Consider the following 24611-nt stretch of genomic DNA (forward strand, 5'->3'; position numbering starts at 1 on the left):
TAATTCGCAGCACGAAGGAAAACGAGCTTGGAACGAATGTGCAGGAATCCGCCGAGGCGCTGGCCGCGCGCATCGACGGGTAAAAGAAGAGGCGGCCGATACCCTTCCCGTGACTGAAGAAGACAGGAGACTAGCAACATGCAACGACGCATCTTTCTGACGCTGGTGGCTGCAGCCGCCACTGCCATGTTCGCGCAAGCGCCCGTCGCGCAGGCCGCCGACCAGGTGAAGATCGGCTTCCTCGTGAAGCAGCCCGAAGAGCCGTGGTTCCAGGACGAATGGAAGTTCGCGGAAGCGGCCGCGAAGGAGAAGGGCTTCACGCTGGTGAAGATCGGCGCGCCCTCGGGTGAGAAGGTGATGAGCGCGATCGACAACCTGGCCGCACAAAAGGCGCAGGGCTTCATCATCTGCACGCCTGACGTGAAGCTCGGACCGGGCATCGTCGCCAAGGCGAAGGCCGACAAGCTCAAGATGATGACGGTAGACGACCGTCTCGTCGACGGCGCGGGCAAGCCGATCGAGTCGGTGCCGCACATGGGCATCTCGGCGTACAACATCGGCAAGCAGGTGGGCGACGGCATCGCCGCCGAGATCAAGAAGCGCGGCTGGGACATGAAGGACGTCGGCGCCATCGACGTGACCTACGAGCAGTTGCCGACGGCGCATGACCGCACGTCGGGCGCGACCGACGCGCTCGTGGCCGCGGGCTTCCCGAAGGCGAACATCGTCCAGGCGCCGCAAGCGAAGACCGACACGGAAAACGCCTTCAACGCCGCCAACATCGCGCTCACGAAGAACCCGCAGTACAAGCACTGGGTGGCATACGGCCTGAACGACGAAGCCGTGCTCGGCGCCGTGCGCGCAGCGGAAGGCCGCGGCTTCAAGGCCGACAACATGATCGGCATCGGCATCGGCGGTTCGGACTCGGCGCTCAACGAGTTCAAGAAGCCGCAGCCGACGGGCTTCTATGGCACCGTCATCATCAGCCCGAAGCGCCACGGCGAGGAAACCTCGGACCTGATGTACTCGTGGATCACGCAAGGCAAGGAACCGCCGCTGCTCACGCTGACGACCGGCATGCTGGCCACGCGCGACAACGTGGAGAGCGTGCGTCAGCAGATGGGTCTCGCGTCGAAGTAAGCGCTGGATAGTAGTGGTTTAGGGTGTTTCCCGCTGAGGGGCGGCCAGCAGGCCCGAAAGGCATGAAGGCCGCGCCCGCAGCGTATCGAATGAGAGGAAACCGAAGTGTCAGCGACACTGCGTTTTGACAATATCGGCAAGGTGTTCCCAGGCGTGCGCGCGCTCGACGGCGTGTCGTTCGAGGTGAATGCAGGGGAAGTCCATGGCCTGATGGGCGAGAACGGGGCGGGCAAGTCCACGCTTCTCAAGATTCTCGGCGGCGAGTATCAGCCCGATTCCGGCCGCATCCTGATGGACGGCAACGAGGTGCACTTCGCCGATGCGGCGGCCTCGATCGGCGCGGGCATCGCGGTGATTCACCAGGAACTGCAGTACGTGCCCGACCTGACCGTCGCGGAAAACCTGCTGCTCGGCGCGTTGCCCAATGCGCTCGGCTGGGTGAAGCGCGGCGAGGCGCGCAAGTTCGTGCGCGAACGTCTTGCCGCGATGGGCGTCGATCTCGATCCGGCCGCGAAACTGCGCAAGCTCTCGATCGCGCAGCGCCAGATGGTGGAAATCTGCAAGGCGCTGCTGCGCAACGCGCGCGTGATCGCGCTCGACGAGCCGACCAGCTCGCTCTCGCACCGCGAGACCGAAGTGCTGTTCAAGCTCGTGCGCGAGCTGCGGGCCGACAATCGCGCGCTCATCTACATCTCGCACCGCATGGACGAGATCTACGAGCTGTGCAATGCCTGCACGATCTTCCGTGACGGCCGCAAGGTCGCCTCGCACGAGAAGCTCGAAGCGGTGAAGCGCGAAACGCTCGTGGCCGAAATGGTGGGCCGCGAGATCAGCGACATCTACAACTATTCGCCGCGCGAGCATGGCAACGTGCGTTTCGCCGTACGCGGCGTGCAAGGGCATCCGCTCAACGAAGCGGCGAGCTTCGAGGTGAAGTCGGGCGAGATCGTCGGCTTTTTCGGGCTCGTGGGCGCGGGGCGCAGCGAGCTGATGCAGCTCATCTACGGCACGCACAAGCGGCGCGCGGGCGAGATCGAGCTGGACGGCAAGACCATTCGCGTGAAAAGCGCGAGCGACGCGATTCGCCACGGCATCGTGCTGTGCCCGGAAGACCGCAAGGAGCAGGGCATCGTTGCGATGGCGACGGTGTCGGAGAACATCAACATCAGCTGCCGTCGCCATTTTTTGCGCGCGGGCATGTTCCTCGACCGCAAGAAGGAAGCGGAAACGGCGGACCGCTTCATCAAGCTGCTGAAGATCAAGACGCCGAGCCGCCGCCAGAAAATCCGCTTTCTCTCGGGCGGCAACCAGCAGAAAGCGATTCTTTCGCGCTGGCTCGCCGAGCCCGACCTGAAGGTCGTGATTCTCGACGAACCGACGCGCGGCATCGACGTCGGCGCGAAGCATGAAATCTATAACGTGATTTACCAGCTCGCCGGGCGCGGCTGTGCGATCGTGATGGTGTCGTCGGAGTTGCCGGAAGTGCTCGGCGTGTCGGATCGCATCGTGGTGATGCGCGAAGGCCGTATTTCGGGCGAGTTGCCGCGCAGCGCGGCGAGCGAACACGCGGTGCTTGACCTCGCGCTGCCCAAGCGCACGCAGGCCAAGGCTGCATGAGTGGATGGGGAGGAGTGACTGAAATGCAAGCAAGAGAAAACCTGGCGGCCGAGTCTGCCAACAGCGCCGCCAAGAGCGTCGCCGACGCGCTGATTCCGAGTCCCACCGACAAGCAGAAGTGGTGGCAGCAGATCACCGAGTACAGCCTGATCGTGATCTTCGCGGTCATGTTCATCGTGATGTCGCTGACCGTCGATCACTTCTTCTCGATCGAGAACATGCTCGGCCTCGCACTGTCGGTCTCGCAGATCGGCATGGTGGCCTGCACGATGATGTTCTGTCTCGCGTCGCGCGACTTCGATCTTTCCGTGGGCTCGATCGTCGCGTTCGCGGGCGTGCTCTGTGCGATGGTGCTCAACGCGACGAACAACACGTTCATCGCCATCGTCGCCGCTGTTGCGGCGGGTGCCGCGATCGGCTTCGTGAATGGCGCGGTGATCGCGTATCTGCGCATCAACGCGCTGATCACCACGCTCGCCACGATGGAAATCGTGCGCGGCCTCGGCTTCATCGCCTCGCACGGCCAGGCCGTGGGCGTGTCGTCGGACACGTTCATCGCCATGGGCACGGCCTCGCTCTTCGGCGTGCAACTGCCGATCTGGGTCACGCTCGTCTGCTTCATCGTGTTCGGCGTGATGCTCAATCAGACGGTGTACGGGCGCAATACGCTCGCCATCGGCGGTAATCCGGAAGCGTCGCGTCTCGCCGGTATCAAGGTCGAGCGCACGCGCGTGTGGATCTTCCTGATCCAGGGCGCGGTCACGGCGCTCGCGGGCGTGATTCTCGCCTCGCGTATCACGTCGGGTCAGCCGAATGCGGCCGAAGGCTTCGAGCTGAACGTGATTTCGGCGTGCGTGCTGGGCGGCGTGTCGCTGCTGGGCGGCCGCGCGACCATCTCGGGCGTGGTGATCGGCGTGCTGATCATGGGTACGGTCGAAAACGTCATGAACCTGCTCAACATCGACGCGTTCTACCAGTACCTCGTGCGCGGCGCGATCCTGCTCGCGGCGGTGCTGCTCGACCAGCTCAAGAATCGCGGCGCTCGCGATTGAGTTCGCTGACAGTTTCATAAGGAAACCAAAACGATGTCGTCCAACGCAGATTCGCCCGCTAACGCGCTCGCGCGCCACGCGCACGAAAACTACGCGCGCTATCCGAGCCTGACCGACCGCGTGGTGCTGATCACGGGCGGCGCGACCGGCATCGGCGCGTCGTTCGTCGAGCACTTCGCCGCGCAGGGCGCACGCGTGGCGTTCTTCGACATCGACGCGAGCGCGGGCCAGGCGCTCGCCGACGAACTCGGCGATTCGCGCCACAAGCCGCTCTTCGCCAACGTCGATCTCGTCGATATCTCGGCGTTGCGCGCCGCCATCGCCGATGTGAAGGCGGCGTTCGGGCCGATTCAGGTGCTCGTGAACAACGCGGCCAACGACAAACGCCACACGCTGGCCGAAGTCACGCCGGAGTCGTTCGACGCCGGCGTGGCCGTGAACCTGCGCCATCAGCTATTCGCCGCGCAGGCGGTGGCCCCGGACATGAAGGCCGCGCGCGCGGGCTCGATCATCAATCTGGGCTCGATCAGCTGGATGCTCAAGCAGTCGGAAATGCCGGTGTACACGATGAGCAAGTCGGCGGTGCAGGGTCTCACGCGCGGTCTCGCGAGAGACCTCGGCCCGTACGGCATCCGCGTGAATTCGCTCGTGCCGGGGTGGGTGATGACCGAGAAGCAGCGGCGCCTGTGGCTCACCGACGAAGGCCGCGAGTCCATCAAGCGCGGCCAGTGCATCGACGCGGAGCTGCTGCCCGCAGACCTCGCGCGCATGGCGCTCTTCCTCGGCGCCGACGACAGCCGCATGATCACGTCGCAGGACATCGTCGTTGACGGAGGCTGGGCATGAGCGCAAAGGAAAGCGCTTCGGACGAAGCGGTGGCCGAACTGCTCGTCCACGCGAAATGCGAGCTGGGCGAAGGCGCGACGTGGTGCGCGCGCAGCGGCCGGCTCTACTGGGTCGATATTTCGGGCAAAAGCCTGCAACGCTACGACGCGAATGCGTCCGGCGCCAAACACGTCACGTGGGAGATGCCCGAGCGCCTCGCGTGCTTCGCGCTGTGCGAAGACGAGCGCACGCTGCTCCTCGGCCTCGCTTCGCAGCTGGCGTTCTTCGACCTGGAGACGGGCGCGATTGAAACCATCGTCGAAGTCGAACCCGGCGTGCCGACGCGCCTGAACGACGGACGCTGCGACCGCCAGGGCCGCTTCGTGTTCGGCACGAAATACGAAGGAACGCCGCGGCAGGCGATCGGCGGCTTCTATCGCCTGAACCACGATCTCACGCTCGAACGTCTGCCGCTGCCCGCGCCCGCGATCTCGAACAGCATCGCGTTCAGCCCGGACGGTTCGACCATGTATTACTGCGACACGCTCACGCGCGAGATTCGCGCGTGCGACTACGGCGCAGACGGAACGATTGCAAACGAGCGCACTTTCGTCACGCTCACCGACGACACCGGCGTGCCGGACGGCTCGACCGTCGACGCGCAAGGCGGCCTCTGGAACGCGCAGTGGGGCGGCGAGCGCGTGGTGCGTTATGGCGCCGATGGCGTCGAAACCGAACGCGTAAAGATTCCCACAGCGCAGCCAAGCTGCGTTACGCTCGGCGGTGCGCTTCTGGACACGCTTTATGTCACGAGCGCGCGCGAGGAAATGGAGGCGGAGGCCCTCGCGCGCGAGCCGCATGCGGGCGGCGTGTTTTCGGTTCGAATTGGCCGCCAGGGCCTCGAAGAACCGCGGTTTCAGGGGCGCAGGCGCGCTTGAGTCCGGTGTATCGTGCGCTTGCACAAAGGCGCGCGTGGATTTTCATCAGACGATACATGCGCACGCACAGTGCAAAGCGCCGCTGCGGGCAGGCGGCATGAAGAGACGGCCAGTCGTTGTAGTTCGGCAACAGATGCAGTCGATCGACAGTGTGCAGTTGGCTTTGCCAGTACCACTAGAAGGGCGAACACAAGAAGCGGCCACAGGCCCGCGCATAGGCGCGGTGTCGACAGGCCACCGGTGAGCCGCCTTTTGCGGCGGCAATCAAACATGCCTCTCGAGGAGCATCTTATGAGCGTCGCGAATTCCGCTGTGCGTCGACCTACCCGTTCCACCGTTTCCGCAGGCGCCGCTGCTGCAAGCGCGCCGCCCACCGCTACATCCGCTCCGTCTGTGTCACCGGTCGTGTCACCAGCGGCCGCCGCGCGCCGCGCGCGGCTCGAAGCCGCCACGCATCCGGTTTTGCCGGGGCCGAGCACCTCCGCGGTTGCGATCGGCGCGGCGGGCTCGAGCGACGTGGCGTGCGTGACGCTCGCGAACGCGTATCTGAGGCTCGACGTCGCGCCCCAACTGGGCGGCGGAATCACGCGATTCGACTGGCGCAGCGAAGGCGCGTTCGAGCCCGTGTTTCGTCGTTGCGAGCGCGTGAGCGCGCGCATGGACCCGAACGAACTTGCGTGCTACCCGCTGCTGCCGTACTCGAACCGCATCGGCGCAGGGCGTTTTCACTTTGGCGGCCGCGATATCGAAGTGCCGCGCAATCGCGCTAGCGAACCGCTGCCGATCCATGGTGACGGCTGGCTCGCGCCCTGGAGCATCGAAAGCGCCGATCGCGAGAACGTGCGCCTCGTGCTCGACCGCAGCGATGGCGAGCCGTATTCGTACCGCGCGGCGCTCACCTATGCGCTCGACGGTGCGACGCTCGCGATGACGCTGGAAGTGGAGAATACGGGCCGCGAGGCGCTGCCGTTCGGCCTTGGCGTGCATCCGTTTCTTGCGCGCGACACGAGCACCGAGCTGTCGGCCCCGGCGAGCGGCCTGTGGCTCTCGGGCCAGGACTGGCTGCCGGTGCGCCATGTGCCCGCGCCGCCCGCCTGGCAGTTCGGCGTGGCCTATCCGCTGCCTGCGCAACTCGTCAATCATGCGTTCAGCGGCTGGAGCGGACGCGCGGCGGTGGTGTGGGAGCGCCGCAGGCTCTCGCTCTCGATTTGCGCGAACACCGACTACTACGTGCTCTACACGCCTCCCGGCGCAGACTTCTTCTGCTTCGAACCCGTCGATCATCCGATCAACGCCGTGAACCTGACTGGCGGCGGCGATGCGCACGGCATGACCGTGCTCGCGCACGGCGAGCGGCTCGTGCGGCGCTTTTCCTTCACCGTGGAGCGCATGGACATGCGCGCGTCAGCGAGCCCGCACCGCGCCGGCGCGCGCGGCCGCACGGGCGCGAGAGGCGGCAAGGGCCCGCGCGCACGGACCTAAGATGGTCGTGAGTTGGGCGTAGCGCGCGTCGACCACGCGCGCTACGCACTTGCGGCGATTCATCTCGCGGAAGCGCCGGGCGCCGGCCGATTCCGGAGCCGTGGCGCGGCCTCATCTTCCGGGGCGGGTAAAATACGCGCCGTTTTCCCTTATTGGCTCGCCGCGAGCAACCACCATGACTTCCTTCATCCAGACCCTCGGCGCCGCGTGGCAGCGCACCGGCTCGCTGTTGTGCGTGGGCCTCGACCCTGAGCCCACGAAGTTTCCCGCCGCGCTGGCCGGCCGCAGCGACGCGATCTTCGAGTTTTGCCGCGAGATCGTCGACGCCACCGCGGCGTACGCGTGCTCGTTCAAGCCGCAGATCGCCTACTTCGCCGCGCACCGCGCCGAAGACCAGCTCGAAGCGCTGATCGCGCACGTCCACGAGAAGCACCCGGGCCTGCCCGTGATCCTCGACGCCAAGCGCGGCGATATCGGCAGTACCGCCGAGCAGTACGCGCGCGAGGCCTTCGAGCGCTTCAAGGCAGACGCAGTCACGGTCAACCCGTATATGGGCTTCGATTCGATCGAGCCGTGGCTCGCGCACAAGGGCAAGGGCGTGATCGTGCTGTGCCGTACGTCGAACCCCGGCGGCTCGGACCTGCAGTTCCTCGAGACCGGCGGCAAGCCGCTGTATCAGGTGGTGGCGGACCTTGCCGCGAACAAATGGAACGCGAGCGGCGAACTCGGCCTCGTGGTGGGCGCGACGTTCCCGAAGGAAATCGAAACCGTGCGCAGCATCGTGGGCGACATGCCGCTGCTGATTCCCGGCATCGGCGCGCAGGGCGGCGACGTCGAGGCGACCGTGAAGGCGGGCCGCACGGCGAACGGCACGGGCATGCTCATCAACTCGTCGCGCGCGATCATCTACGCGAGCAAGGGCGAGGACTACGCGCAGGCGGCTGCAACGGCCGCGAAAGAAACGCGCGAGCGGATCAACGCGTATCGTTGAGACGGGTTTCCGCGGTGACAGGTAGACGCTCCTGAGCGCTCGCGCCTTTACCGTCACCGCCTTTGCGAGCGGGCGTCACGTTGACGACGCCCGCGCGGCTAACCCGAATGCGAGCGCCGCGCGAGCGCCCGCAGTGCTTCGAGTTCCGCCGCCACGGCGGCCGCCAGACCGCCGACCTCCTCAGTCCATCCGCCCGCATCGCGCATCGTCGCGCGTAACTCCATGCAGGCTTCATTGATCCTCGAAGGACCCAGCACCGCCAGCCCGCCGGACACGCGATGCGCCCAGTCGTTCAACCGCGCGAAGTCGCGCTGCGAGGCGATCTGCGCGTAATCGACGATATCGTGATCCACCTGCGCGATGAAAATATCGGCGAGCGCGGCAGGCAGCGGCGGGAAACGGGGCGGCCGGGCTTGTGGATCTGATTCGGAATCCTCTGCGAGTGTCGCGCTCGCCGCGACGCTGATCTGCGCCGACACGACGGCCAGCACGCGGACGAGTTCCGCAAGCGCGACCGGCTTGGTGAGATAGTCGCTAAAGCCCAACGCGCGCCCCTGCGCGATCTGCTCGGGCAGCGCATCCGAACTCACCGCGTAGACCGGCAGATGAGAGCGCTTTGCGCGTACGGCGTCCAGCAGCGCGTAGCCGTTCATGCCCGGCATGTTCAGATCCGTGAGGATGAGGTCCACTGGCCGCTCGTCGAGTCGCGCCAGCGCCTCCTCGCCGTCCTTCGCCTCGATGACGGTGGCGCCGAGTATGCGCAACTGGTCGCGCAGCAGTGCGCGATTGAGCCGGTTGTCCTCGGCGATCAGCGCAGTCAGCGATGCGAAATTCTCGTCTGTCGCGGGCTGGTCCGCTGCGGGTTGCTGTGCTTGCGCTGCCGCCACACGGCTGCGAATCCGCTTCTGCGTCGCGGCGCGTATGCCCGCGAGACTGTACAGGCTCACCACGAGTGCGCCGCCGTCGAGTTCGAGCGGGACGAGTGGTCCGTCCTGTCGCAGCCATATGATTTTCGCTTGATCAGGCCATAGCGAAGCGATGTCGTCGCCGGTGAATTCGTCGGTTACGAGCAGGTAGTCGAACGTGCCGTCACGCGGTGGCGCTTCGAGGCTCAGGAAGGTCGGCATGCTGCTGCGGCTGTCGAACAGATTGGCCAGCCACTCGCGATTCTCCGGCGCGCGGCACAGGATGGCGGGATGCGCATCGGGTAGCGTCCATTCATCGCCAGCCGTGGCTTCGCCTTCGGGGTGCAGTGGCAGCGTCACCGCCACGCGCGTCCCGACGCCGAGCGCGCTGTCGAGTTCGACGCGGCCGTGCATCAACTGGGCGAGCCGGGCGCAGATCGAAAGCCCGAGGCCGGTGCCGCGCGCTTGCGTCAGTCGATGGGCGTCGCCTTGTGTGAAGGGCTGGAACAGGTGTGGCTTGAGGTCTTCGGGGATGCCGTCGCCGGAATCGCTCACGCTGATCGCAAGCGTACCTTCGCTCCAGCGCGCACGCAGGACGATCTTCCCGGAGCGGGTGAACTTGAACGCATTGCTGAGCAGATTGTTGGCGATCTGCGCGACGCGCACGGCGTCGAAGCGCACCTGCGCCGGCATGGCCCGATCCATCACGAGATAGAACGGCAGGTGCTGGCGCACGGCGAGCGGTGCATGGCCGAGCGCGATGCGGACAAGGAGTGCCGCAATCGAGCCAGGTTCTTCGACGAGCTTCATCTGACCGACGTCGATTTTCGAAAAATCGAGCACATCGCTCACGATCTGCAGCAGTTCAGCCGAGGAGTTTTGCATGGCCTGCACGCGCGCGCTCTGTTCCGGCGCGAGCGGCCCGCGCGCGACGAGTTCGATATTGCCGACGAGCGAAGCGAGCGGCGTGCGGATCTCATGGCTCATCGCCGCGAAGAAGCTCACCTTGGCGCGCGCGGCTTCGTCGCTCATGCGCTTGGCTTCGCGCAGCAGGCGCTCGGCTTCGTAGCGCTCCGACATGTCGGCTATCGCGCAGAACAGGACGGCTTCGTGGTGCATCGTGGCCGGCGCATAGGTGATGGCGAGATGGAGCGCTTCCTTGCCGGGCCGCTCCAGCGAATACGGCAACTCATACACCGTGGTCTCGTCATCGTGTTTCGCGGGTCCGGGCCATGGCCCGTGCTGCTCGAACGCGACACACACTGCGTTCGGCAAGCGCGTGGCGTGCGCGTCTATCCCGAGAACATCGCGCACCATCTGGTTCGCCACGACGATCTCGAAGTTGCTGCGCCGGACGATGCACAGACCCACCGGCGTGGCGTGCACGAGCAGGTGATTGAGCAACTCGCCTTCGAGCGCGCGCGTGGCTTCGTCGTAAGTACGCGTCAGCACCCGGCGATTCCAGTAGCGCGACAGCAAGGTGAGCATGGCAATGAGCGCGGCCGTCAGCATCAGGACGATGATGACGGGCGTGCGCGTGATCGCGAAGAGCTCGCCCCACGACAGCGCCACCATGAAGTGCCCAAAGCCATGCACGAGCGGCGCTTCGCGCAGCGCGACGCCGAAGCGGGGGAGTACGTGGAAGTTGCCGGGGGCAAGGTTCGCAAGGCGTCGGTCGAGAGACTGCGCGTCAGCAGGCGGCAGCGGGCCGGCAAGCATGATGCCGTCAGCGCCGAACAGCGTGGGGGTGATCGACGGGACGCTGGTGCTGGCGGCGATGAGGAGCGAGTCGAGATCGACGCTCGTGATCGTGAACGCGTAGAGCGTACCGTTCCTGAGCACCGGCAACGCACCGAGCACGAGATCGGGCGGGAAGCCCAGCGCTTCGGGTGGGCGGAACCAGGCGACCTTGATCCCTCTGGCTGCCGCGACCGGATCCAGGCCACGGGTCGTGATCTGCAGGAGCGCGGCATCGGCCAGCGTGCGCGCGGCTTCGGTCGGCCGCAAATGCGACCCCTCGAGGGCGACACCACGGCTATAGGCCGCGCTGCCGTCGGCGCGCAGCAACATGATGGGAACGGCGGACGAGACGCGCTCGAGCACCCCAGCCATGTGCTCGCACACCGCCCTCAGATCGGGCGACCCGTCCATGCCTTCGAAGGTCGTCGCGCAGCGGGATGTTGGCTCGGCGCTCAACGGTGCCTTCGATGTCGAGGCGGTCTCGAGCACGAGGACGACGCCCGCACTGCCGAGCAGGGTGTACAGCCGGTCGAGCCGCGCGTTGGCCTTCGCACTGAGGGTGTTCGCTTCCAGCGCCTGCGCGCGCAGCGCGCTGAACCCGATGCCGCCGAGCGCGGCGGCGGCCATGCACAGCGCTGCAAGGATCAGCAGGCCGGTGAGCAGTGCGAAGACGCGCCGTTCACGCCTGAGGTTGCGCTGGAGCGCCTCGAGCGCGGCGTACGGCGAAGTGGGAGGGGCGCCATGGCGGCGGCCGAAGCTGGGCATCATGCGGATCCGCGTCCCCGGACGCCGCGCGCCTAATCTTTCTTCGCGGCCGCAGCCGCAACGGATGCCGGTTTGCGGAACAATTCGACGATCGATCGATGCAGCGGGTATTTATCGGCGAGCGCGTTCACATCGGCGATCTCGAACTCGCTGAACTCGAACCCGGGCGCCACCGTGCAGCCCACGAGCGCATAGGTCGAAGGATCGCAGCAGCGCGCCGCGAACCAGTGTCCGGCCGGCACCACCGCCTGGAACACGGTGCCCGGATGGTCGAGCGCGTGGCCGAGCTTGCGCGTGGAGAGCACGCCGCGTTCATCGATCGAATGAATCTCGAGGGGGGAGCCCGCGTAGAAGTGCCAGAGCTCGTCGGAGCGGATGCGGTGCCATGCCGAATAGGCGCCTTCCGCCAGCAGGAAGTAGATGGCCGTCGAGGCTGCGCGCGTGCCCTCTGCGGCGGCTGCGCCGTCGCGCCGCACGAGCTTGTCGGCTCGATAGGTTTCGCTGTAGTAGCCGCCTTCGGGATGCGGTTCGAGCCCGAAGCGGCGGATCAATGCTTCGACTGCGGTATTCGCGGCTGCCATGGCATGGGCCTCCTTGGTGGGCCCGGCCGGCGCTCCGTCGAGGCGCGGGCCGGTTTTAGCGTTCCTGTTCGTCGATGAACGCGAGCAGCCCGCGCAACGCGTGCGCGGCGGCCTGCACGCGGATCTGTTCGCGGTCGCCCTTGAAGACCAGCGTCTCGACGCTCGTATGGAGCCGGTTGCTCCAGCCGAACGACACCATGCCGACCGGTTTTTCCGGCGTGCCGCCGCCCGGTCCAGCGACGCCGGTGATGGAGAGCGAAACTTGTGCCCGGCTGTTGCTGAGCGCGCCTTCAGCCATCGCGCGCGCGACCGGCTCGCTCACCGCGCCGTGCTTTTCGATGAGTTCGGGCGGCACGCCGATCATCTCGGTTTTCGCCTGGTTCGAGTAGGTGACGAAACCGCGTTCGAACCAGACGCTGCTGCCGGATATGTCGGTGATGGCGGTGGCGACCATGCCGCCCGTGCAGGATTCGGCGCTCGCGAGCATGAGCCGCCCGTCGCGCAGCTTGTTGCCGACGCGGATGGCGAGTTGGTGGACGACGGAATCGGTAGCCATTGCAGCAATCCGTTGGGTTGGCGGCGAGGTGGCGCTACACCGACATGCGCCAGAGCGCGATGACGAGCAGCGTAAAGAATGCGGCGACGATGTCGTCGAGCATGATGCCGAGGCCGCCCTTGAAGCGCCGGTCGAAATAGCGGATGGGCGGCGGCTTCACCATGTCGAAAAACCGGAAGACGACGAAGGCCCACAGCCGGCCCTCGAAAGCGACGGGCGTGATCATGAGCAGCACGAGCCAGAACGCCACGATCTCGTCCCAGACGATGGCCGAGGGATCGTCCGTGCGCAGCTTCTTCGCCGTGAAGGCCGTGATCCAGATGCCCGCAAAGAAGCCGAAGAAGATCAGCAGTCCCCACTCCGTCACCGTCAGATAGCGGTTGAGCACCTCGAAGGACGCCCAAGCGAACAGCGTGCCGGCCGTGCCGGGCGCGAGGCGCGAGAGTCCCGAGCCGAAGCCGAGCGAAACGATGTGCAGCGGATGGGTGAGCATGAACGGCGCGTCGGCGCGGCGCGGGCGAGTGGCCTGAGCGCCCGTGCCGGGTGCGGCGGCGTTGCTTGCCGAGCCTGCCGGAGGAGCCGGCTGACCGGCGGGCGAGGGCGTGGGATCAGTCTGCATGGAAGTGATCGAAACCTTGCAACGTCAGATTGAGCGGCGTGCCGCCCGCGTCGCGCCAGGCGATCTCGGGGGCGGCTTGCGGCGAAGTGCGGGAAGTCATTGTACCGATGCGCGTGACGCGCACCCCCGCCTGTTGCGCGGCCGCCTCGACCGCGTCGCGCCGCGCGGGCGCCGCCGTGAAACACAGTTCGTAGTCGTCGCCCCCCGCGAGCGCGCATTGCAGCTGCACGTCGCGCGGCAGGCGCGCGAGCGCAGGCGAGAGCGGCAAGGCGTCGACGTCGATCGTCGCGGCGAGGTGCGAGCGTTCCAGGATATGGCGCAGGTCGCCGGCCAGACCGTCCGATACGTCGAGCGCCGCGCGGGCCACGCCGCGCAGCGCGAGGCCCAGCGCCACGCGCGGTTCAGGGTATTCGAGCGCCCGGCGCAACGGCGCGGCGTCCTGCTCGCGCACCGGCCATTCGCCGCGCATCATGCCGAGACCCGCGCGCGCGTCGCCGGGCGTGCCGGAGACCCAGATGTCGTCGCCCGCGTGGGCGGCGTCGCGCCGAAGTGCGGCATCCTGACGCACGGAGCCGAACACTGTCAGGCACAGGTTCAGCGGCCCTGCCGTGGTGTCGCCGCCGATCAATTCGCAGTCGAAGCGGTCGGCCAGCTCGAAGAGGCCCGCGCTGAACGCGGCTAGCCAGTCCTCGTCCGCCTTGGGGAGCGCGAACGCCAGCGTGAAGCCGAGCGGCTGCGCACCCATCGCGGCGAGGTCGGAGAGATTGACGGCGAGCGCTTTGTGGCCGAGCGCATGCGGATCGATGTCGGGGAAGAAGTGGCGGCCTTCCACCAGCATGTCGGTCGAGACGGCCAGTATTTCGCCCGCGGCGGGCGCGATGAGCGCGCAGTCGTCGCCAATGCCCAGCGTTGCGCGTTGCGTGTTCGTGCGCGCTCGACGCGCAAAATATCGGTCGATCAGGGAGAACTCGGAAAGCATGACGAAAGGGTTATGTCAGTTGGGCTATGGCCGTCGCCGCATAGGGCACCCTGGCATGGCTTTTCCCCCATCGCGGTCGCTGGACTTGCGCCCGAACTGAAAGGAATGCTGCCAGGGATTGGCGCTACAATCGGTCAAACTTAGCGTTCGAGTTGTCATTCTAATCCGCACCCACGTCCTGCCTCCCCATGTCGAATCCCGCTACGAACAAGCTTCGCGAAGCCGCCCTCGATTATCACGAGTTCCCTACGCCCGGGAAGATCGCGATCGCGCCGACCAAGCAGATGATCAATCAGCGTGATCTCTCGCTGGCGTACTCGCCGGGCGTCGCGTTCGCGTGCGAGGCGATTGTCGAAAATCCGCTCAACGCCGCACGCTTCACGGCGCGCAGCAACCTCGTGGGCGTCGTGTCGAACGGCACGGCCGTGCTCGGCCTCGGCAACATCGGACCGCTCGCCTCGAAGCCGGTGATGGAAGGCAAGGCGGTGCTCTTCAAGAAGTTCGCGGGCATCGACGTGTTCGACATCGAACTCAACGAGTCGGACCCGCACAAGCTCGTCGACGTGATCGCCGCGCTCGAACCCACGTTCGGCGGCATCAATCTCGAAGACATCAAGGCGCCCGAGTGCTTCATCGTCGAACGCGAAGCGCGCAAGCGCATGAAGATTCCGGTCTTCCACGACGACCAGCACGGCACGGCCATCGTAGTGGCGGCCGCCTTCACGAACGGCCTGAAGGTCGTGGGCAAGGACATCAAGGACGTGAAGCTGGTCGCCTCGGGCGCGGGCGCCGCCGCACTCGCGTGTCTGGACCTGCTCGTCGACCTCGGCCTGCCGCTCGAAAACATCGTCGTGACCGACCTGGCGGGCGTGGTCTACAAGGGCCGCACCGAGTTGATGGACCCGGACAAGGAGCGATTCGCGCGGGAAACCCACGCGCGCACGCTCGCCGAAGTGATCGAAGGCGCCGACATTTTCCTCGGCCTTTCGGCTGGCGGCGTGCTCAAGCAGGACATGGTCAAGCAGATGGCGGCCAAGCCGCTCATTCTCGCGCTCGCCAATCCGACGCCGGAAATCCTGCCGGAGCTCGCGCTCGAAGTGCGTCCGGACGCCGTGCTCGCCACGGGCCGCACGGATTACCCGAACCAGGTGAACAACGTCCTGTGCTTTCCGTTCATCTTCCGCGGCGCGCTCGACGCGGGCGCGACCACCATCACGCGCGAAATGGAAATCGCCGCGGTCAACGCGATTGCGGAACTGGCGCGCCAGGAGCAAAGCGATGTCGTTGCCACGGCCTACGGCATCCAGGATCTGCAGTTCGGGCCCGAGTATCTGATCCCGAAGCCCTTCGACCCGCGCCTGATCGTCAAGATCGCGCCGGCTGTGGCAAGGGCGGCAATGGACTCGGGCGTCGCGACCCGTCCGATCGAGGACATGGACGCCTACGAGCAGCACCTCCAGCAATTCGTCTACCACAGCGGCACGACCATGAAGCCGATCTTCCAGCTCGCGCGCGCCGTGGAGCCGGAGAAGAAGCGCATCGTGTTTGCCGAGGGCGAAGAGGAGCGCATCCTGCGCGCGGTGCAGATCGTGGTCGACGAAAAGCTCGCGAAGCCCATCCTGATCGGCCGTCCGTCGGTGATCGAGCAGCGCATCGCACGCTACGGCCTGCGCCTGCACGCCGGCCAGGACTATACGGTCGTGAACACCGACCATGACGAGCGCTACCGCGAGTTCTGGCAGACCTATGCGAAGCTCATGGCGCGCAAGGGCATCACGCAGCAAATGGCGAAACTCGAAATGCGCCGCCGCACCACGCTGATCGGCTCGATGCTCGTGGAAAAGGGCGAAGCCGACGGCATGATCTGCGGCACGGTCAGCACGACGCACCGCCACCTGCACTTCATCGACCAGGTGATCGGCAAGAGGGCCGGCTGCAACGTCTACGCGGCAATGAACGCGCTCGTGCTGCCGAACCGGCAGATTTTCATCGCCGACACGCACGTCAACGTCGACCCGACGCCGGAGCAGCTCGCGGAAATCACCATCATGGCGGCCGAGGAGGTGCGCCGCTTCGGCATCGAGCCGAAGATCGCGCTGTGCTCGCACTCGAACTTCGGTTCGAGCAACGCGCCGAGCGCCCAGAAGATGCGCGACCTGCTCGAGATCCTCCAGGAGCGCGCGCCGGACCTGCAGGTGGACGGCGAAATGCACGGCGACGTGGCGATCGACGCGAACCTGCGCAAGGAGATCCTGCCGGAGTCGACGCTCGAAGGCGAAGCGAATCTGCTGATCATGCCGAATATCGACGCGGCGAATATCTCCTACAACCTGCTCAAGACGGCGGCAGGCAACAACATCGCCATCGGGCCGATCCTGCTCGGCGCAGCCAAGCCGGTGCACGTGCTGACGGCTTCCGCCACGGTGCGCCGCATCGTCAACATGACGGCGCTGCTCGTCGCGGACGTGAACGCGGCACGTTAAGCTCAGTCTTGCGAGTCGCCGGCGCCCGGTGACGCTGACCTGAAAATCGGTGTGCTCCTGTGAGCACGCCGATTTTTTTTGAGCGCGAGACCCGGCTCGAGCGAGCAAAATCGCGCGAAATGAGATTGTAAAAGTTACCAGTTTGACCCTCGTGAGGAGTCAAGCTGTAGTCGTCCTCGCCTGACTAACGTTGCTTCCAGGCATCATTAGCGATACCCTTACACCTTTCATGGTCGTCGAACACGTAACCAGGGAAGCGGGAACCAGGTGATGGCGCCTCGTCTAACTCATTGTTTCGGCGGCGGTTTGTCTGGCTTGCGGCGCGCCGCAGCGGTGGCGCTGGTCGCAACCGCAGCGTTCGCGGCAGGTGGCGCTCAGGCGCGCACGAGTCAGCCGGAAGAGGCGGGTAATCCGGTCGGCAGCATTTCGGTCAACGAACTTCCGCGTGAGGCGGTAGGCACGTTGAGCCTGATTGCGGCGGGCGGCCCGTTCCCTTTCGAGAAGGACGGCGTTGTTTTCGGGAATTTTGAGCGGATATTGCCACCGCAGCGGCGGGGCTACTATCACGAGTACACGGTCCCGACGCCGGGCGCGCACAACCGCGGTGCCAAGCGCATCGTTTGCGGTGGTCCACGCAAGCGGACCGACAACTGTTACTACTCCGACGACCACTACGCCAGTTTCAGGCGAATTATTGATTGACACCGGGATGAGCGGCATGAGCGATAACGTTTACGCGCACGACCCCCGGGTCGCGAGCGATCTGTTCGCGTCCGGGGAGGGCAACCTGTTCCAGCGCGTCATGCAGTTGAAGCACGACAGCGAGGCGCGCCAGGATGAGGCGGGGCTTTCATCGAACGAGGGGGCCATGAGCCTGTTTTCGACCGTGCAGCCGAATATTGTCCAGTCGATCCGGGCGTTTCGCATTCAGGATCTCTCGGACGAAGCCCAGCGGCTGCAGCAGCATTTCCTCTATGCGTTCTGCGCGAATGCGCAAACCAGGCAGGAAGTACTCGAGACGATTGCCACCTCGTTTCTGTTTCCGAAGCATTTTGGCAAGAACTACGACGGCCTGTACGACTGCCTGACCGATCTGGTGCAGAAAGCCGGCGAGCAGCCCGGTTTCGTGATCGTGCTGGAAGGACTGCCGATCGCCCAGAAGTTCGACAAGGACGGCCGGGAAACGCTGCTCGACGTCTTTCGCGAGGCTTCGGAATACTGGGCCGAGCGCAAGGTGCCGTTCCGCGTTTTTTATTCGTTCGCCTGACCTTCGGCTCACGTTCCGTCGCGCGCATGCGACAGAAAATCGCAAGCCCGCCTTCCGGCGGGCTTTGTCATTTTTACCCGCTGCGCTTACCAGCCGCCCCAGCGTGCGGCGAGCGCCGCGAGCACGGCGATGCCCGCCGTTTCGGTGCGCAGCACGCGCGGCCCGAGCCCCACGGCGAGGAAGCCGTGGTCGAGCGCCGCCTCCTCTTCCTGCGACGAAAATCCCCCCTCAGGCCCGATCAGCACCGTCACTTCGCCCGAAGGCGGCTCGACCGGCAAGGTCGAGAACGCGACGTTGGCGCGCGGCGAGAGCAGCAGGCGCAGTTCGCCTTCGCCGGGGCGCCCGGGTAAGGAGTCCAGCCATGTGGCGATGTCACGCGCGGGCGCGACGTCGGGCAGGCGGTTGCGTCCGCATTGTTCGCACGAGGCCTGCACAATGCGCTGCCAGTGCGCCTGGCGGCGCACGGCGCGCTCGCCGGAAAGCCGCACGACGCTGCGCGCTGCGGTGAGCGGCACGAAGTTCGTCGCGCCCAGTTCGACGGCCTTTTCGATCAGCCAGTCCATCTTGTCGTTGCCGGCAATGCCCTGAGCGAGCGTGACGCGGTAAGGCGGCTCGGCTTCAAAGTCGCGGCGAGGGCCGATGCGCACCTGCGTGTCGCGGCGCTCCATGCCGACAATCTCGGCGCTGTACTCGCCGCCAAGACCGTTGAACAACACGATGGTGTCGCCGGGCTGCAGGCGCAGCACCTGGACATGACGCGTGACCTCGTCGGGAAGGGTGACAACCTCGTCGGATTGCAGGGCGCTGCCGACGAAAAAGCGGGGCATAGAACTATTTTTCATTGAATCGGGACAAGTGCCGAGCAAGCGCCCAGCGGTAACCGTCGAGGTCTTCGACCTGCGCGAAACGGTCCCCCCAGAACTGGTCCTGCGGCTCGCTCAGCGATTTTGCGCCGGCTTCGAGCGCCCGCGCATAAACCGCGTCGACATCGTCGACATACAGATAAAAAGATTGCGGCGCGACAGTCTGTGCGCTTTTGGGCGTGCGCGCGGTCGAGCCGAACGCGCCCTCCGGCGCGAACATGACGATCAACTGATCGTGGTAAGTCATTTCCACGTGCATGATCGCGCCGTCGTCCTCCACGCTGTCGCGTACCGCAAAACCGAGTGCTGCCCGATAGAAGTCCATCGACGCGCGCGCGTCGCGTACTGTCAGATACGGGGTCAGCCATGGCACGCCGGCAGGACGGGGTGCGGTCATCGAGTCTCTCCAGATTCGCGGTTCGGATGATGCGCCGTGCCGCTCCGGGCGAGGGCGCGCAGGACAAAAGCGCTATGGGACCAGCCGTTCTCCACGGGCAGGAGCCCTAGAGCGGCAGGAATCTGCCTAGTTTATCGCGGGCCGTGCATGAACCCTTTAACAGCGCCACGTGCAGTCGCGGGTCGTAGTAGCGCAAGCCTTCGAGATGCCGCCCGGCGGCGCGCGCCTGCAACGTGGTCTCGTCGACTCCGGCGGGGTCGAGCGTGTCGCTCGCGATCGCCATGAGCCACAGTGAACCGTAGAGCGGCACGTAGGCGGCAAGCGGTCGCACGACGGCGAAGGCCGCGCGCAGTCCGCCGAGCAGCGCGCCCACGCGCTGCGCATGATGGAACGGCGAGCCCAGATGGAGCGAGACGAGCGCGTCGGCGCTCATCACGCGCTTGAGCGCCGCATAGAACGTCGGGGTATAGAGGCCCGCAGCCGGCGAGTCAGGCGGAGTCAGATCGAATACGACGAGGTCGAAGCGCGCCTGCGCGGAGGCGACAAACGCGGCCGCGTCGCCGATCACGAGTTCCACCCGCGGATCTTCGAAGGCGTCGCCGCGCACCTCGGGCAGATAGTCGCCCGTCAGGCGCACCACGTCCGGGTCCAGTTCGGCCACGACGATGCGCTCGATGTCCGGGTGGCGCAACAACTGGCGCGCCGCGCCGCCGTCGCCGCCGCCCAGCACGAGCGCCGCGCGCGGCGCGGGATGCGTGAGCGCGGCCGGGTGCGTCATGCACTCGTGATAGATGAACTCGTCGCCGGCGGAGGTCATCGGGCGGCCGTCCAGCGTGAACAGGCAGCCCAGTTGCGGCGTGTCCCAGACCTCGATGCGCTGCCACGGCGTGTCGGCCGCGGCGAGGCGGCGCGCGCCAGGAAAACCGTAGAGCGCGTCTGCCGCAGGATGGAAGAGGAGGGAGTCGGTCACGGAAGTCGAGGTGTGTTGCCGTTGCGCCTGAGCACGCGAAAATCCCGCAGTAAATAGGGCCAACAGAGCCATTATAGGGGTGTGAACCGGACCTGGGCCGCGCCAGGGGCCAACGCGAGGACGACTGCGCGTGCGGCGCATACCGCGCGCCTTACGGCCAGGGTTCATCCCCATGATCTGCTAGAATATTCCGCTTTGCAGCCCTCTCCGTTTGCTCCGGCCGTTTCGCGTCTCCTGGCGCCGCATGTGCGCCTGAGCGGGCGATTTGCCGAGCTTCCGGACTCCCGCGCTGCTGTGTGCGCCGCAGTTTTCTCGCAATTTGCGCTGTTCGCGACCTGCGCCGCCCACGCCGCTTTTTGCACACTTCCGGACTCGACATGACGACCTCGTCCTCCGCCTCCCCCGCTACCACCCAGTTGATGGCCAACGCCATTCGTGCGCTGTCCATGGACGCCGTTCAGCAAGCGAACTCCGGTCACCCCGGCATGCCCATGGGCATGGCCGAGATCGCCGTTGCACTGTGGTCGCGCCATCTGCGCCATAACCCGACGAACCCGCTCTGGAGTGACCGCGATCGCTTCGTGCTGTCGAACGGCCACGGCTCGATGCTGTTGTACTCGCTGCTGCACCTGACGGGCTACGACCTGCCGATGGCGGAACTGAAGAACTTCCGTCAGCTGCACTCGAAGACGCCGGGTCACCCCGAGTTCGGCATCACGCCGGGTGTCGAGACGACCACGGGCCCGCTCGGCCAGGGGCTGGCGAACTCGGTCGGCATGGCGCTGGCCGAAGCGCTGCTCGCTGCGGAATTCAACAAGGCCGACGCGAAGATCGTCGATCACCACACGTATGTGTTCCTCGGCGACGGCTGCCTGATGGAAGGCATCTCGCACGAAGCCTGCTCGCTCGCCGGCACGCTCAAGCTGAACAAGCTGATCGCGCTGTACGACGACAACGGCATTTCGATCGACGGCGACGTCGTCAACTGGTTCCACGACAACACGCCGGAGCGCTTCGAAGCCTACGGCTGGAACGTGATCCCGCACGTGGACGGCCATGACGTGGACGCGGTCGACGCGGCTATCCAGAAGGCCAAGGCCTCGGACAAGCCCACGCTGATCTGCTGCAAGACCATCATCGGCAAGGGTGCGCCCACCAAGCAGGGCGGCCACGACGTGCACGGCGCGGCGCTTGGCGCCGAAGAAATCGCCAAGTGGCGCGAAGCGGCGGGCTGGAAGTGGGAGCCGTTCACGCTGCCGCAGGAAGTCTACGCAGACTGGGACGCGAAGGACGCCGGTGCGAAGTTCGAAGCGGCATGGAACGAGCAGTTCGCCGCGTACAAGTCGAAGTACCCGACCGAAGCCGCCGAATTCGAGCGCCGCATGGCGCACAAGCTGCCCGCGGACTGGGCGCAGAAAGCCGCCGCGATCGTCGCCGGCGCGGATTCGCGCAAGGAAACGGTTGCCACGCGCAAGGCTTCGCAGCAGGCCATCGAAGGCCTCGCCGCCGCACTGCCCGAACTGCTGGGCGGCTCGGCCGACCTGACCGGCTCGAACCTCACCAACTGGAAGGCTTCGAAGCCCGTGCGCGCCGCCAAGGCCGGCGAGACCGGCATCCAGTGGGGCAACCACATCAACTACGGCGTGCGCGAGTTCGGCATGAGTGCGGCGCTCAACGGCCTTAACCTGCACGGCGGCTACAAGGCGTTCGGCGGCACGTTCCTCACGTTCTCGGACTACAGCCGCAACGCGCTGCGCGTGGCCGCGCTGATGAAGTGCCCGTCGATCTTCGTATTCACGCACGACTCGATCGGTCTCGGCGAAGACGGCCCGACGCACCAGTCGATCGAACAGGTCGCAAGCCTGCGCCTGATCCCGAACATGACGCTCTGGCGTCCGGCCGACACCGTGGAAACCGCGGTGGCCTGGACCGAATCGATCTCGCATCACGGTCCCTCGTCGCTGATCTTCAGCCGTCAGAACCTGCAGTTCAACGAGCGCACGGACGCGCAAATCGCGAACATCGCCAAGGGCGGCTACGTCCTCAAGGACTGGAACGACGACATCCCGAGCCGCAAGATCATCCTGATCGCCACGGGCTCGGAAGTCGAACTGGCGATGAAGGCCGTCGAAGCGCTGCAGCGCGAAGGTATCGGCGCCCGCGTGGTGTCCATGCCGTCGACCAACGTGTTCGACAAGCAGGACGCCGACTACCGTGAGCGCGTGCTGCCCAAGGGCGTGCGCCGCGTCGCGATCGAAGCCGGTGTGACCGACTTCTGGCGCAAGTACGTGGGCCTTGAAGGCGGCGTGGTCGGCATCGACACGTTCGGCGAATCGGCCCCGGCTGGCGTGCTGTTCAAGCACTTCGGCTTCACGGTCGATCATGTCGTCGCGACGGCCAAGGCCGCGCTCGACAACTAAGCATGCGTAACGGGCCCGCCTGATCGGCAAGATCTGGCGGGCCCGCTGCCTTGAGCGTCCCGCCGGGCCGCCGCAGCCCGGAGTCGGCGCCAGCGCAGCACTGGTTTCAGAATTTTTCAGCCCTTAGGAGATAAACCATGACCATTCGCGTCGCTATCAATGGCTACGGCCGCATCGGCCGTAACACGCTTCGCGCGTTCTACGAGAACGGCAAGAAGCACGACATCCAGATCGTTGCGATCAACGACCTGGGTGACGCGAAGACCAATGCGCATCTGACGCAGTACGACACGGCACACGGCAAGTTCCCGGGTGAAGTGAAGGTCGACGGCGACTACCTCGTCGTCAACGGCGACCGTATCCGCGTGCTGGCCAACCGCAACCCGGCCGAACTGCCGTGGGGCGAGCTGGGCGTCGACGTCGTGATGGAGTGCACGGGCTTCTTCACGACCAAGGAAAAGGCCAGCGCGCACCTGAAGGGCGGCGCGAAGAAGGTGATCATCTCGGCGCCGGGCGGTAAGGACGTCGACGCGACCATCGTCTACGGCGTGAACCACAACGTGCTGAAGGCCGAACACACGGTCATCTCGAACGCATCGTGCACGACCAACTGCCTGGCACCGCTCGTCAAGCCGCTGAACGACAAGATCGGCCTCGAAACCGGCCTGATGACGACGATCCACGCGTACACGAACGACCAGGTTCTGACCGACGTGTACCACGAAGACCTGCGCCGCGCGCGCTCGGCCACGCACAGCCAGATCCCGACGAAGACGGGCGCGGCTTCGGCTGTCGGCCTCGTGCTGCCGGAACTGAACGGCAAGCTGGACGGCTACGCGATCCGCGTCCCGACCATCAACGTCTCGATCGTCGACCTGTCGTTCATCGCCAAGCGCGACACGACGGTCGAAGAAGTCAACGCCATCATGAAGGAAGCGTCGGAAGGCGCGCTCAAGGGCATCCTGGGCTACAACGACGCACCGCTGGTGTCGATCGACTTCAACCACAACCCGGCGTCGTCGACGTTCGACGCCACGCTCACGAAGGTCTCGGGCCGTCTCGTGAAGGTGTCGAGCTGGTACGACAACGAGTGGGGCTTCTCGAACCGCATGCTGGACACGGCTGTGGCGCTCGCGAACGCGAAGTAAGCACGCTCGACGCTGCATGAAAAGACCGCCCCTCGGGGCGGTTTTTTTTGTCCTTATTTTTCGATGGCGCTCTGGGAGGCGGTGGCGAACGCGGGCGGCGTGGGGAAGTACACGCCCGCGCGCTGTGCCGCATTGGCGATGTGCGCCTCGATCGCCTCGCCGGCCGCCGCCGAGTCGCGCGCCTTCAGCGCCACCACGATCAGGCCGTGCTCGCGATGCGTGGAGAGCACGCGCTCGCGCCGGTAGAACGGCATGCGCTGGCTCTCTTTCATGATGTCGGCGCTGCTGCGCAGGATCGATTCGATCGCCGCATTGCCCGCGAGATTGACGATACGCATGTGGAACTCGAAGTCGAGCTGCGCGGCTTCGTCGAGCTCGTCGCAGGCGAGGGCGCTGTGCAGCGCCTCGGTGTTCGCTTCGAGCCACGCGACGTCGGCGTCGCCGATGGCGAGCGCCGCCATGCGCGCGGCGAAGCCTTCGAGCGCGTAGCGCATCTGGTAGGTGTCGGGCAGCGACGACTGATCGGCGAAACGCCACGGGTGAGCGTTGGTGGCCTGCGCGCTCGTCACATACACACCCTTGCCGGCGCGGATCGACAGCATGCCGAGCGCTTCGAGCGTCGAGAGCGCTTCGCGCAGCGACGCGCGGCTGATCGCCAGCTCCTCGGAAAGCTGCCGCTGTGCGGGCAGCAGGCTGCCGACCGGATACAGCCCGCCCTCGATCCGTTCGCGGATCGTGGCGATGGCGGCGTCGGTGACGGTGTGCGGAACGTTCTTCATCGGATGGCGCGGGCAGCTTTCGCGTGGTCTGACCGGTATTGTAGTCCCGTCCGGAGCACCCGTATGGTGCATCGCGTCAACGCCCGTGCGCCGT

The 24611-nt window shown here is 65.9% G+C and carries 21 protein-coding genes; 12 read left to right on the forward strand and 9 right to left on the reverse strand.

Features of this window, described 5'->3' with window-relative positions; genetic code table 11:
* The first annotated feature begins 138 nt into the window (after nt 1-138).
* From AB4Y36_RS09375 to pyrF, 7 genes are all read left to right on the forward strand, one after another.
* A complete protein-coding gene (locus tag AB4Y36_RS09375; protein ID WP_069269141.1) occupies nt 139-1140 on the forward strand; it encodes an arabinose ABC transporter substrate-binding protein in 1002 nt (333 codons plus the stop codon).
* 105 nt (nt 1141-1245) lie between these two features.
* Complete coding sequence (gene araG / locus AB4Y36_RS09380; protein ID WP_368682809.1) at nt 1246-2757, forward strand: L-arabinose ABC transporter ATP-binding protein AraG; 1512 nt, start codon at nt 1246-1248, stop codon at nt 2755-2757.
* Between the two features lie 23 nt (nt 2758-2780).
* Complete coding sequence (araH, locus tag AB4Y36_RS09385; protein ID WP_342949485.1) at nt 2781-3809, forward strand: L-arabinose ABC transporter permease AraH; 1029 nt, start codon at nt 2781-2783, stop codon at nt 3807-3809.
* Nucleotides 3810-3842: 33 nt separating this feature from the next.
* Nucleotides 3843-4655 carry an SDR family NAD(P)-dependent oxidoreductase gene (locus AB4Y36_RS09390; RefSeq protein WP_368682810.1) on the forward strand — a complete coding sequence of 271 codons (813 nt, stop codon included), beginning with the start codon at nt 3843-3845 and terminating at the stop codon, nt 4653-4655.
* Nucleotides 4652-5572 (forward strand): SMP-30/gluconolactonase/LRE family protein, encoded by a 921-nt coding sequence (locus AB4Y36_RS09395; protein ID WP_069269137.1) that lies wholly within the window; start codon nt 4652-4654, stop codon nt 5570-5572. Before AB4Y36_RS09390 ends, AB4Y36_RS09395 begins: the two co-directional genes overlap by 4 nt.
* A gap of 405 nt (nt 5573-5977) precedes the next feature.
* On the forward strand, nt 5978-7054 hold the full coding sequence (locus tag AB4Y36_RS09400) for an aldose 1-epimerase (protein WP_368605695.1): 1077 nt from the start codon (nt 5978-5980) through the stop codon (nt 7052-7054).
* A gap of 175 nt (nt 7055-7229) precedes the next feature.
* Nucleotides 7230-8045: an orotidine-5'-phosphate decarboxylase gene (gene pyrF, locus AB4Y36_RS09405; protein ID WP_368682811.1), complete on the forward strand. Its 816-nt coding sequence runs from the start codon at nt 7230-7232 to the stop codon at nt 8043-8045.
* Between the two features lie 98 nt (nt 8046-8143).
* Here the strand turns inward: pyrF and AB4Y36_RS09410 are convergent, their stop codons facing one another.
* From AB4Y36_RS09410 to thiL, 5 genes are read right to left on the reverse strand one after another with little or no spacing between them, the layout of a single operon-like run.
* Nucleotides 8144-11458 carry an ATP-binding protein gene (locus AB4Y36_RS09410; protein ID WP_368682812.1) on the reverse strand — a complete coding sequence of 1105 codons (3315 nt, stop codon included), beginning with the start codon at nt 11456-11458 and terminating at the stop codon, nt 8144-8146.
* Nucleotides 11459-11487: 29 nt separating this feature from the next.
* Nucleotides 11488-12036 (reverse strand): cupin domain-containing protein, encoded by a 549-nt coding sequence (locus AB4Y36_RS09415; protein WP_069269132.1) that lies wholly within the window; start codon nt 12034-12036, stop codon nt 11488-11490.
* Nucleotides 12037-12091: 55 nt separating this feature from the next.
* Nucleotides 12092-12592, reverse strand: a complete 501-nt coding sequence (locus tag AB4Y36_RS09420; RefSeq protein ID WP_069269131.1) for a CinA family protein — start codon at nt 12590-12592, stop codon at nt 12092-12094.
* A 34-nt stretch (nt 12593-12626) separates the two neighbouring features.
* Nucleotides 12627-13211 carry a phosphatidylglycerophosphatase A gene (locus AB4Y36_RS09425; protein ID WP_069269130.1) on the reverse strand — a complete coding sequence of 195 codons (585 nt, stop codon included), beginning with the start codon at nt 13209-13211 and terminating at the stop codon, nt 12627-12629.
* On the reverse strand, nt 13201-14190 hold the full coding sequence (gene thiL, locus AB4Y36_RS09430; RefSeq protein ID WP_368618173.1) for a thiamine-phosphate kinase: 990 nt from the start codon (nt 14188-14190) through the stop codon (nt 13201-13203). Before thiL ends, AB4Y36_RS09425 begins: the two co-directional genes overlap by 11 nt.
* A gap of 188 nt (nt 14191-14378) precedes the next feature.
* Here thiL and AB4Y36_RS09435 point away from each other — a divergent pair, with 188 nt between their 5' ends.
* The 3 genes from AB4Y36_RS09435 to AB4Y36_RS09445 all read left to right on the forward strand — a co-directional run bounded on the left by AB4Y36_RS09435 (nt 14379) and on the right by AB4Y36_RS09445 (nt 17940).
* Nucleotides 14379-16673 (forward strand): NADP-dependent malic enzyme, encoded by a 2295-nt coding sequence (locus AB4Y36_RS09435; protein WP_368618174.1) that lies wholly within the window; start codon nt 14379-14381, stop codon nt 16671-16673.
* 270 nt (nt 16674-16943) lie between these two features.
* Nucleotides 16944-17375 carry a ribonuclease gene (locus AB4Y36_RS09440; RefSeq protein WP_083245699.1) on the forward strand — a complete coding sequence of 144 codons (432 nt, stop codon included), beginning with the start codon at nt 16944-16946 and terminating at the stop codon, nt 17373-17375.
* A 7-nt stretch (nt 17376-17382) separates the two neighbouring features.
* Complete coding sequence (locus tag AB4Y36_RS09445) at nt 17383-17940, forward strand: barstar family protein (protein ID WP_069269127.1); 558 nt, start codon at nt 17383-17385, stop codon at nt 17938-17940.
* Between the two features lie 86 nt (nt 17941-18026).
* On the opposite strand, the gene AB4Y36_RS09450 is transcribed toward AB4Y36_RS09445, so the two are convergent.
* The 3 genes from AB4Y36_RS09450 to speE all read right to left on the reverse strand — a co-directional run bounded on the left by AB4Y36_RS09450 (nt 18027) and on the right by speE (nt 20170).
* Nucleotides 18027-18767: a 16S rRNA (uracil(1498)-N(3))-methyltransferase gene (locus tag AB4Y36_RS09450; RefSeq protein WP_368682813.1), complete on the reverse strand. Its 741-nt coding sequence runs from the start codon at nt 18765-18767 to the stop codon at nt 18027-18029.
* A 4-nt stretch (nt 18768-18771) separates the two neighbouring features.
* Nucleotides 18772-19200, reverse strand: coding sequence for a glyoxalase/bleomycin resistance/extradiol dioxygenase family protein (locus tag AB4Y36_RS09455; protein ID WP_069269125.1), 429 nt, complete (start codon nt 19198-19200; stop codon nt 18772-18774).
* Between the two features lie 106 nt (nt 19201-19306).
* On the reverse strand, nt 19307-20170 hold the full coding sequence (gene speE / locus AB4Y36_RS09460) for a polyamine aminopropyltransferase (protein ID WP_368682814.1): 864 nt from the start codon (nt 20168-20170) through the stop codon (nt 19307-19309).
* A 377-nt stretch (nt 20171-20547) separates the two neighbouring features.
* Here speE and tkt point away from each other — a divergent pair, with 377 nt between their 5' ends.
* Both tkt and gap read left to right on the forward strand, forming a co-directional pair.
* Nucleotides 20548-22590: a transketolase gene (gene tkt / locus AB4Y36_RS09465; RefSeq protein WP_069269123.1), complete on the forward strand. Its 2043-nt coding sequence runs from the start codon at nt 20548-20550 to the stop codon at nt 22588-22590.
* 137 nt (nt 22591-22727) lie between these two features.
* Complete coding sequence (gap, locus tag AB4Y36_RS09470) at nt 22728-23738, forward strand: type I glyceraldehyde-3-phosphate dehydrogenase (RefSeq protein ID WP_069269122.1); 1011 nt, start codon at nt 22728-22730, stop codon at nt 23736-23738.
* Between the two features lie 53 nt (nt 23739-23791).
* Here the strand turns inward: gap and AB4Y36_RS09475 are convergent, their stop codons facing one another.
* Nucleotides 23792-24517, reverse strand: a complete 726-nt coding sequence (locus AB4Y36_RS09475; protein ID WP_368616739.1) for a FadR/GntR family transcriptional regulator — start codon at nt 24515-24517, stop codon at nt 23792-23794.
* Nucleotides 24518-24611: the final 94 nt, after the last annotated feature.

The organism is Paraburkholderia sp. BR10936, from assembly GCF_040965735.1.
Taxonomy (GTDB): domain Bacteria; phylum Pseudomonadota; class Gammaproteobacteria; order Burkholderiales; family Burkholderiaceae; genus Paraburkholderia; species Paraburkholderia nodosa_A.

Coding starts and splice junctions, on each gene's coding strand:
- AB4Y36_RS09475 (WP_368616739.1), bottom strand. CDS start 24,517: ATGAAGAACGTTCCGCACACCGTCACCGACGCCGCCATCGCCACGATC.
- tkt (WP_069269123.1), top strand. CDS start 20,548: ATGACGACCTCGTCCTCCGCCTCCCCCGCTACCACCCAGTTGATGGCC.
- AB4Y36_RS09445 (WP_069269127.1), top strand. CDS start 17,383: ATGAGCGGCATGAGCGATAACGTTTACGCGCACGACCCCCGGGTCGCG.
- AB4Y36_RS09375 (WP_069269141.1), top strand. CDS start 139: ATGCAACGACGCATCTTTCTGACGCTGGTGGCTGCAGCCGCCACTGCC.
- AB4Y36_RS09395 (WP_069269137.1), top strand. CDS start 4,652: ATGAGCGCAAAGGAAAGCGCTTCGGACGAAGCGGTGGCCGAACTGCTC.
- AB4Y36_RS09420 (WP_069269131.1), bottom strand. CDS start 12,592: ATGGCTACCGATTCCGTCGTCCACCAACTCGCCATCCGCGTCGGCAAC.
- AB4Y36_RS09435 (WP_368618174.1), top strand. CDS start 14,379: ATGTCGAATCCCGCTACGAACAAGCTTCGCGAAGCCGCCCTCGATTAT.
- thiL (WP_368618173.1), bottom strand. CDS start 14,190: ATGCTTTCCGAGTTCTCCCTGATCGACCGATATTTTGCGCGTCGAGCG.
- AB4Y36_RS09410 (WP_368682812.1), bottom strand. CDS start 11,458: ATGATGCCCAGCTTCGGCCGCCGCCATGGCGCCCCTCCCACTTCGCCG.
- AB4Y36_RS09440 (WP_083245699.1), top strand. CDS start 16,944: ATGGCGCCTCGTCTAACTCATTGTTTCGGCGGCGGTTTGTCTGGCTTG.
- AB4Y36_RS09425 (WP_069269130.1), bottom strand. CDS start 13,211: ATGCAGACTGATCCCACGCCCTCGCCCGCCGGTCAGCCGGCTCCTCCG.
- AB4Y36_RS09415 (WP_069269132.1), bottom strand. CDS start 12,036: ATGGCAGCCGCGAATACCGCAGTCGAAGCATTGATCCGCCGCTTCGGG.
- pyrF (WP_368682811.1), top strand. CDS start 7,230: ATGACTTCCTTCATCCAGACCCTCGGCGCCGCGTGGCAGCGCACCGGC.
- AB4Y36_RS09455 (WP_069269125.1), bottom strand. CDS start 19,200: ATGACCGCACCCCGTCCTGCCGGCGTGCCATGGCTGACCCCGTATCTG.
- gap (WP_069269122.1), top strand. CDS start 22,728: ATGACCATTCGCGTCGCTATCAATGGCTACGGCCGCATCGGCCGTAAC.
- AB4Y36_RS09450 (WP_368682813.1), bottom strand. CDS start 18,767: ATGCCCCGCTTTTTCGTCGGCAGCGCCCTGCAATCCGACGAGGTTGTC.
- araH (WP_342949485.1), top strand. CDS start 2,781: ATGCAAGCAAGAGAAAACCTGGCGGCCGAGTCTGCCAACAGCGCCGCC.
- AB4Y36_RS09390 (WP_368682810.1), top strand. CDS start 3,843: ATGTCGTCCAACGCAGATTCGCCCGCTAACGCGCTCGCGCGCCACGCG.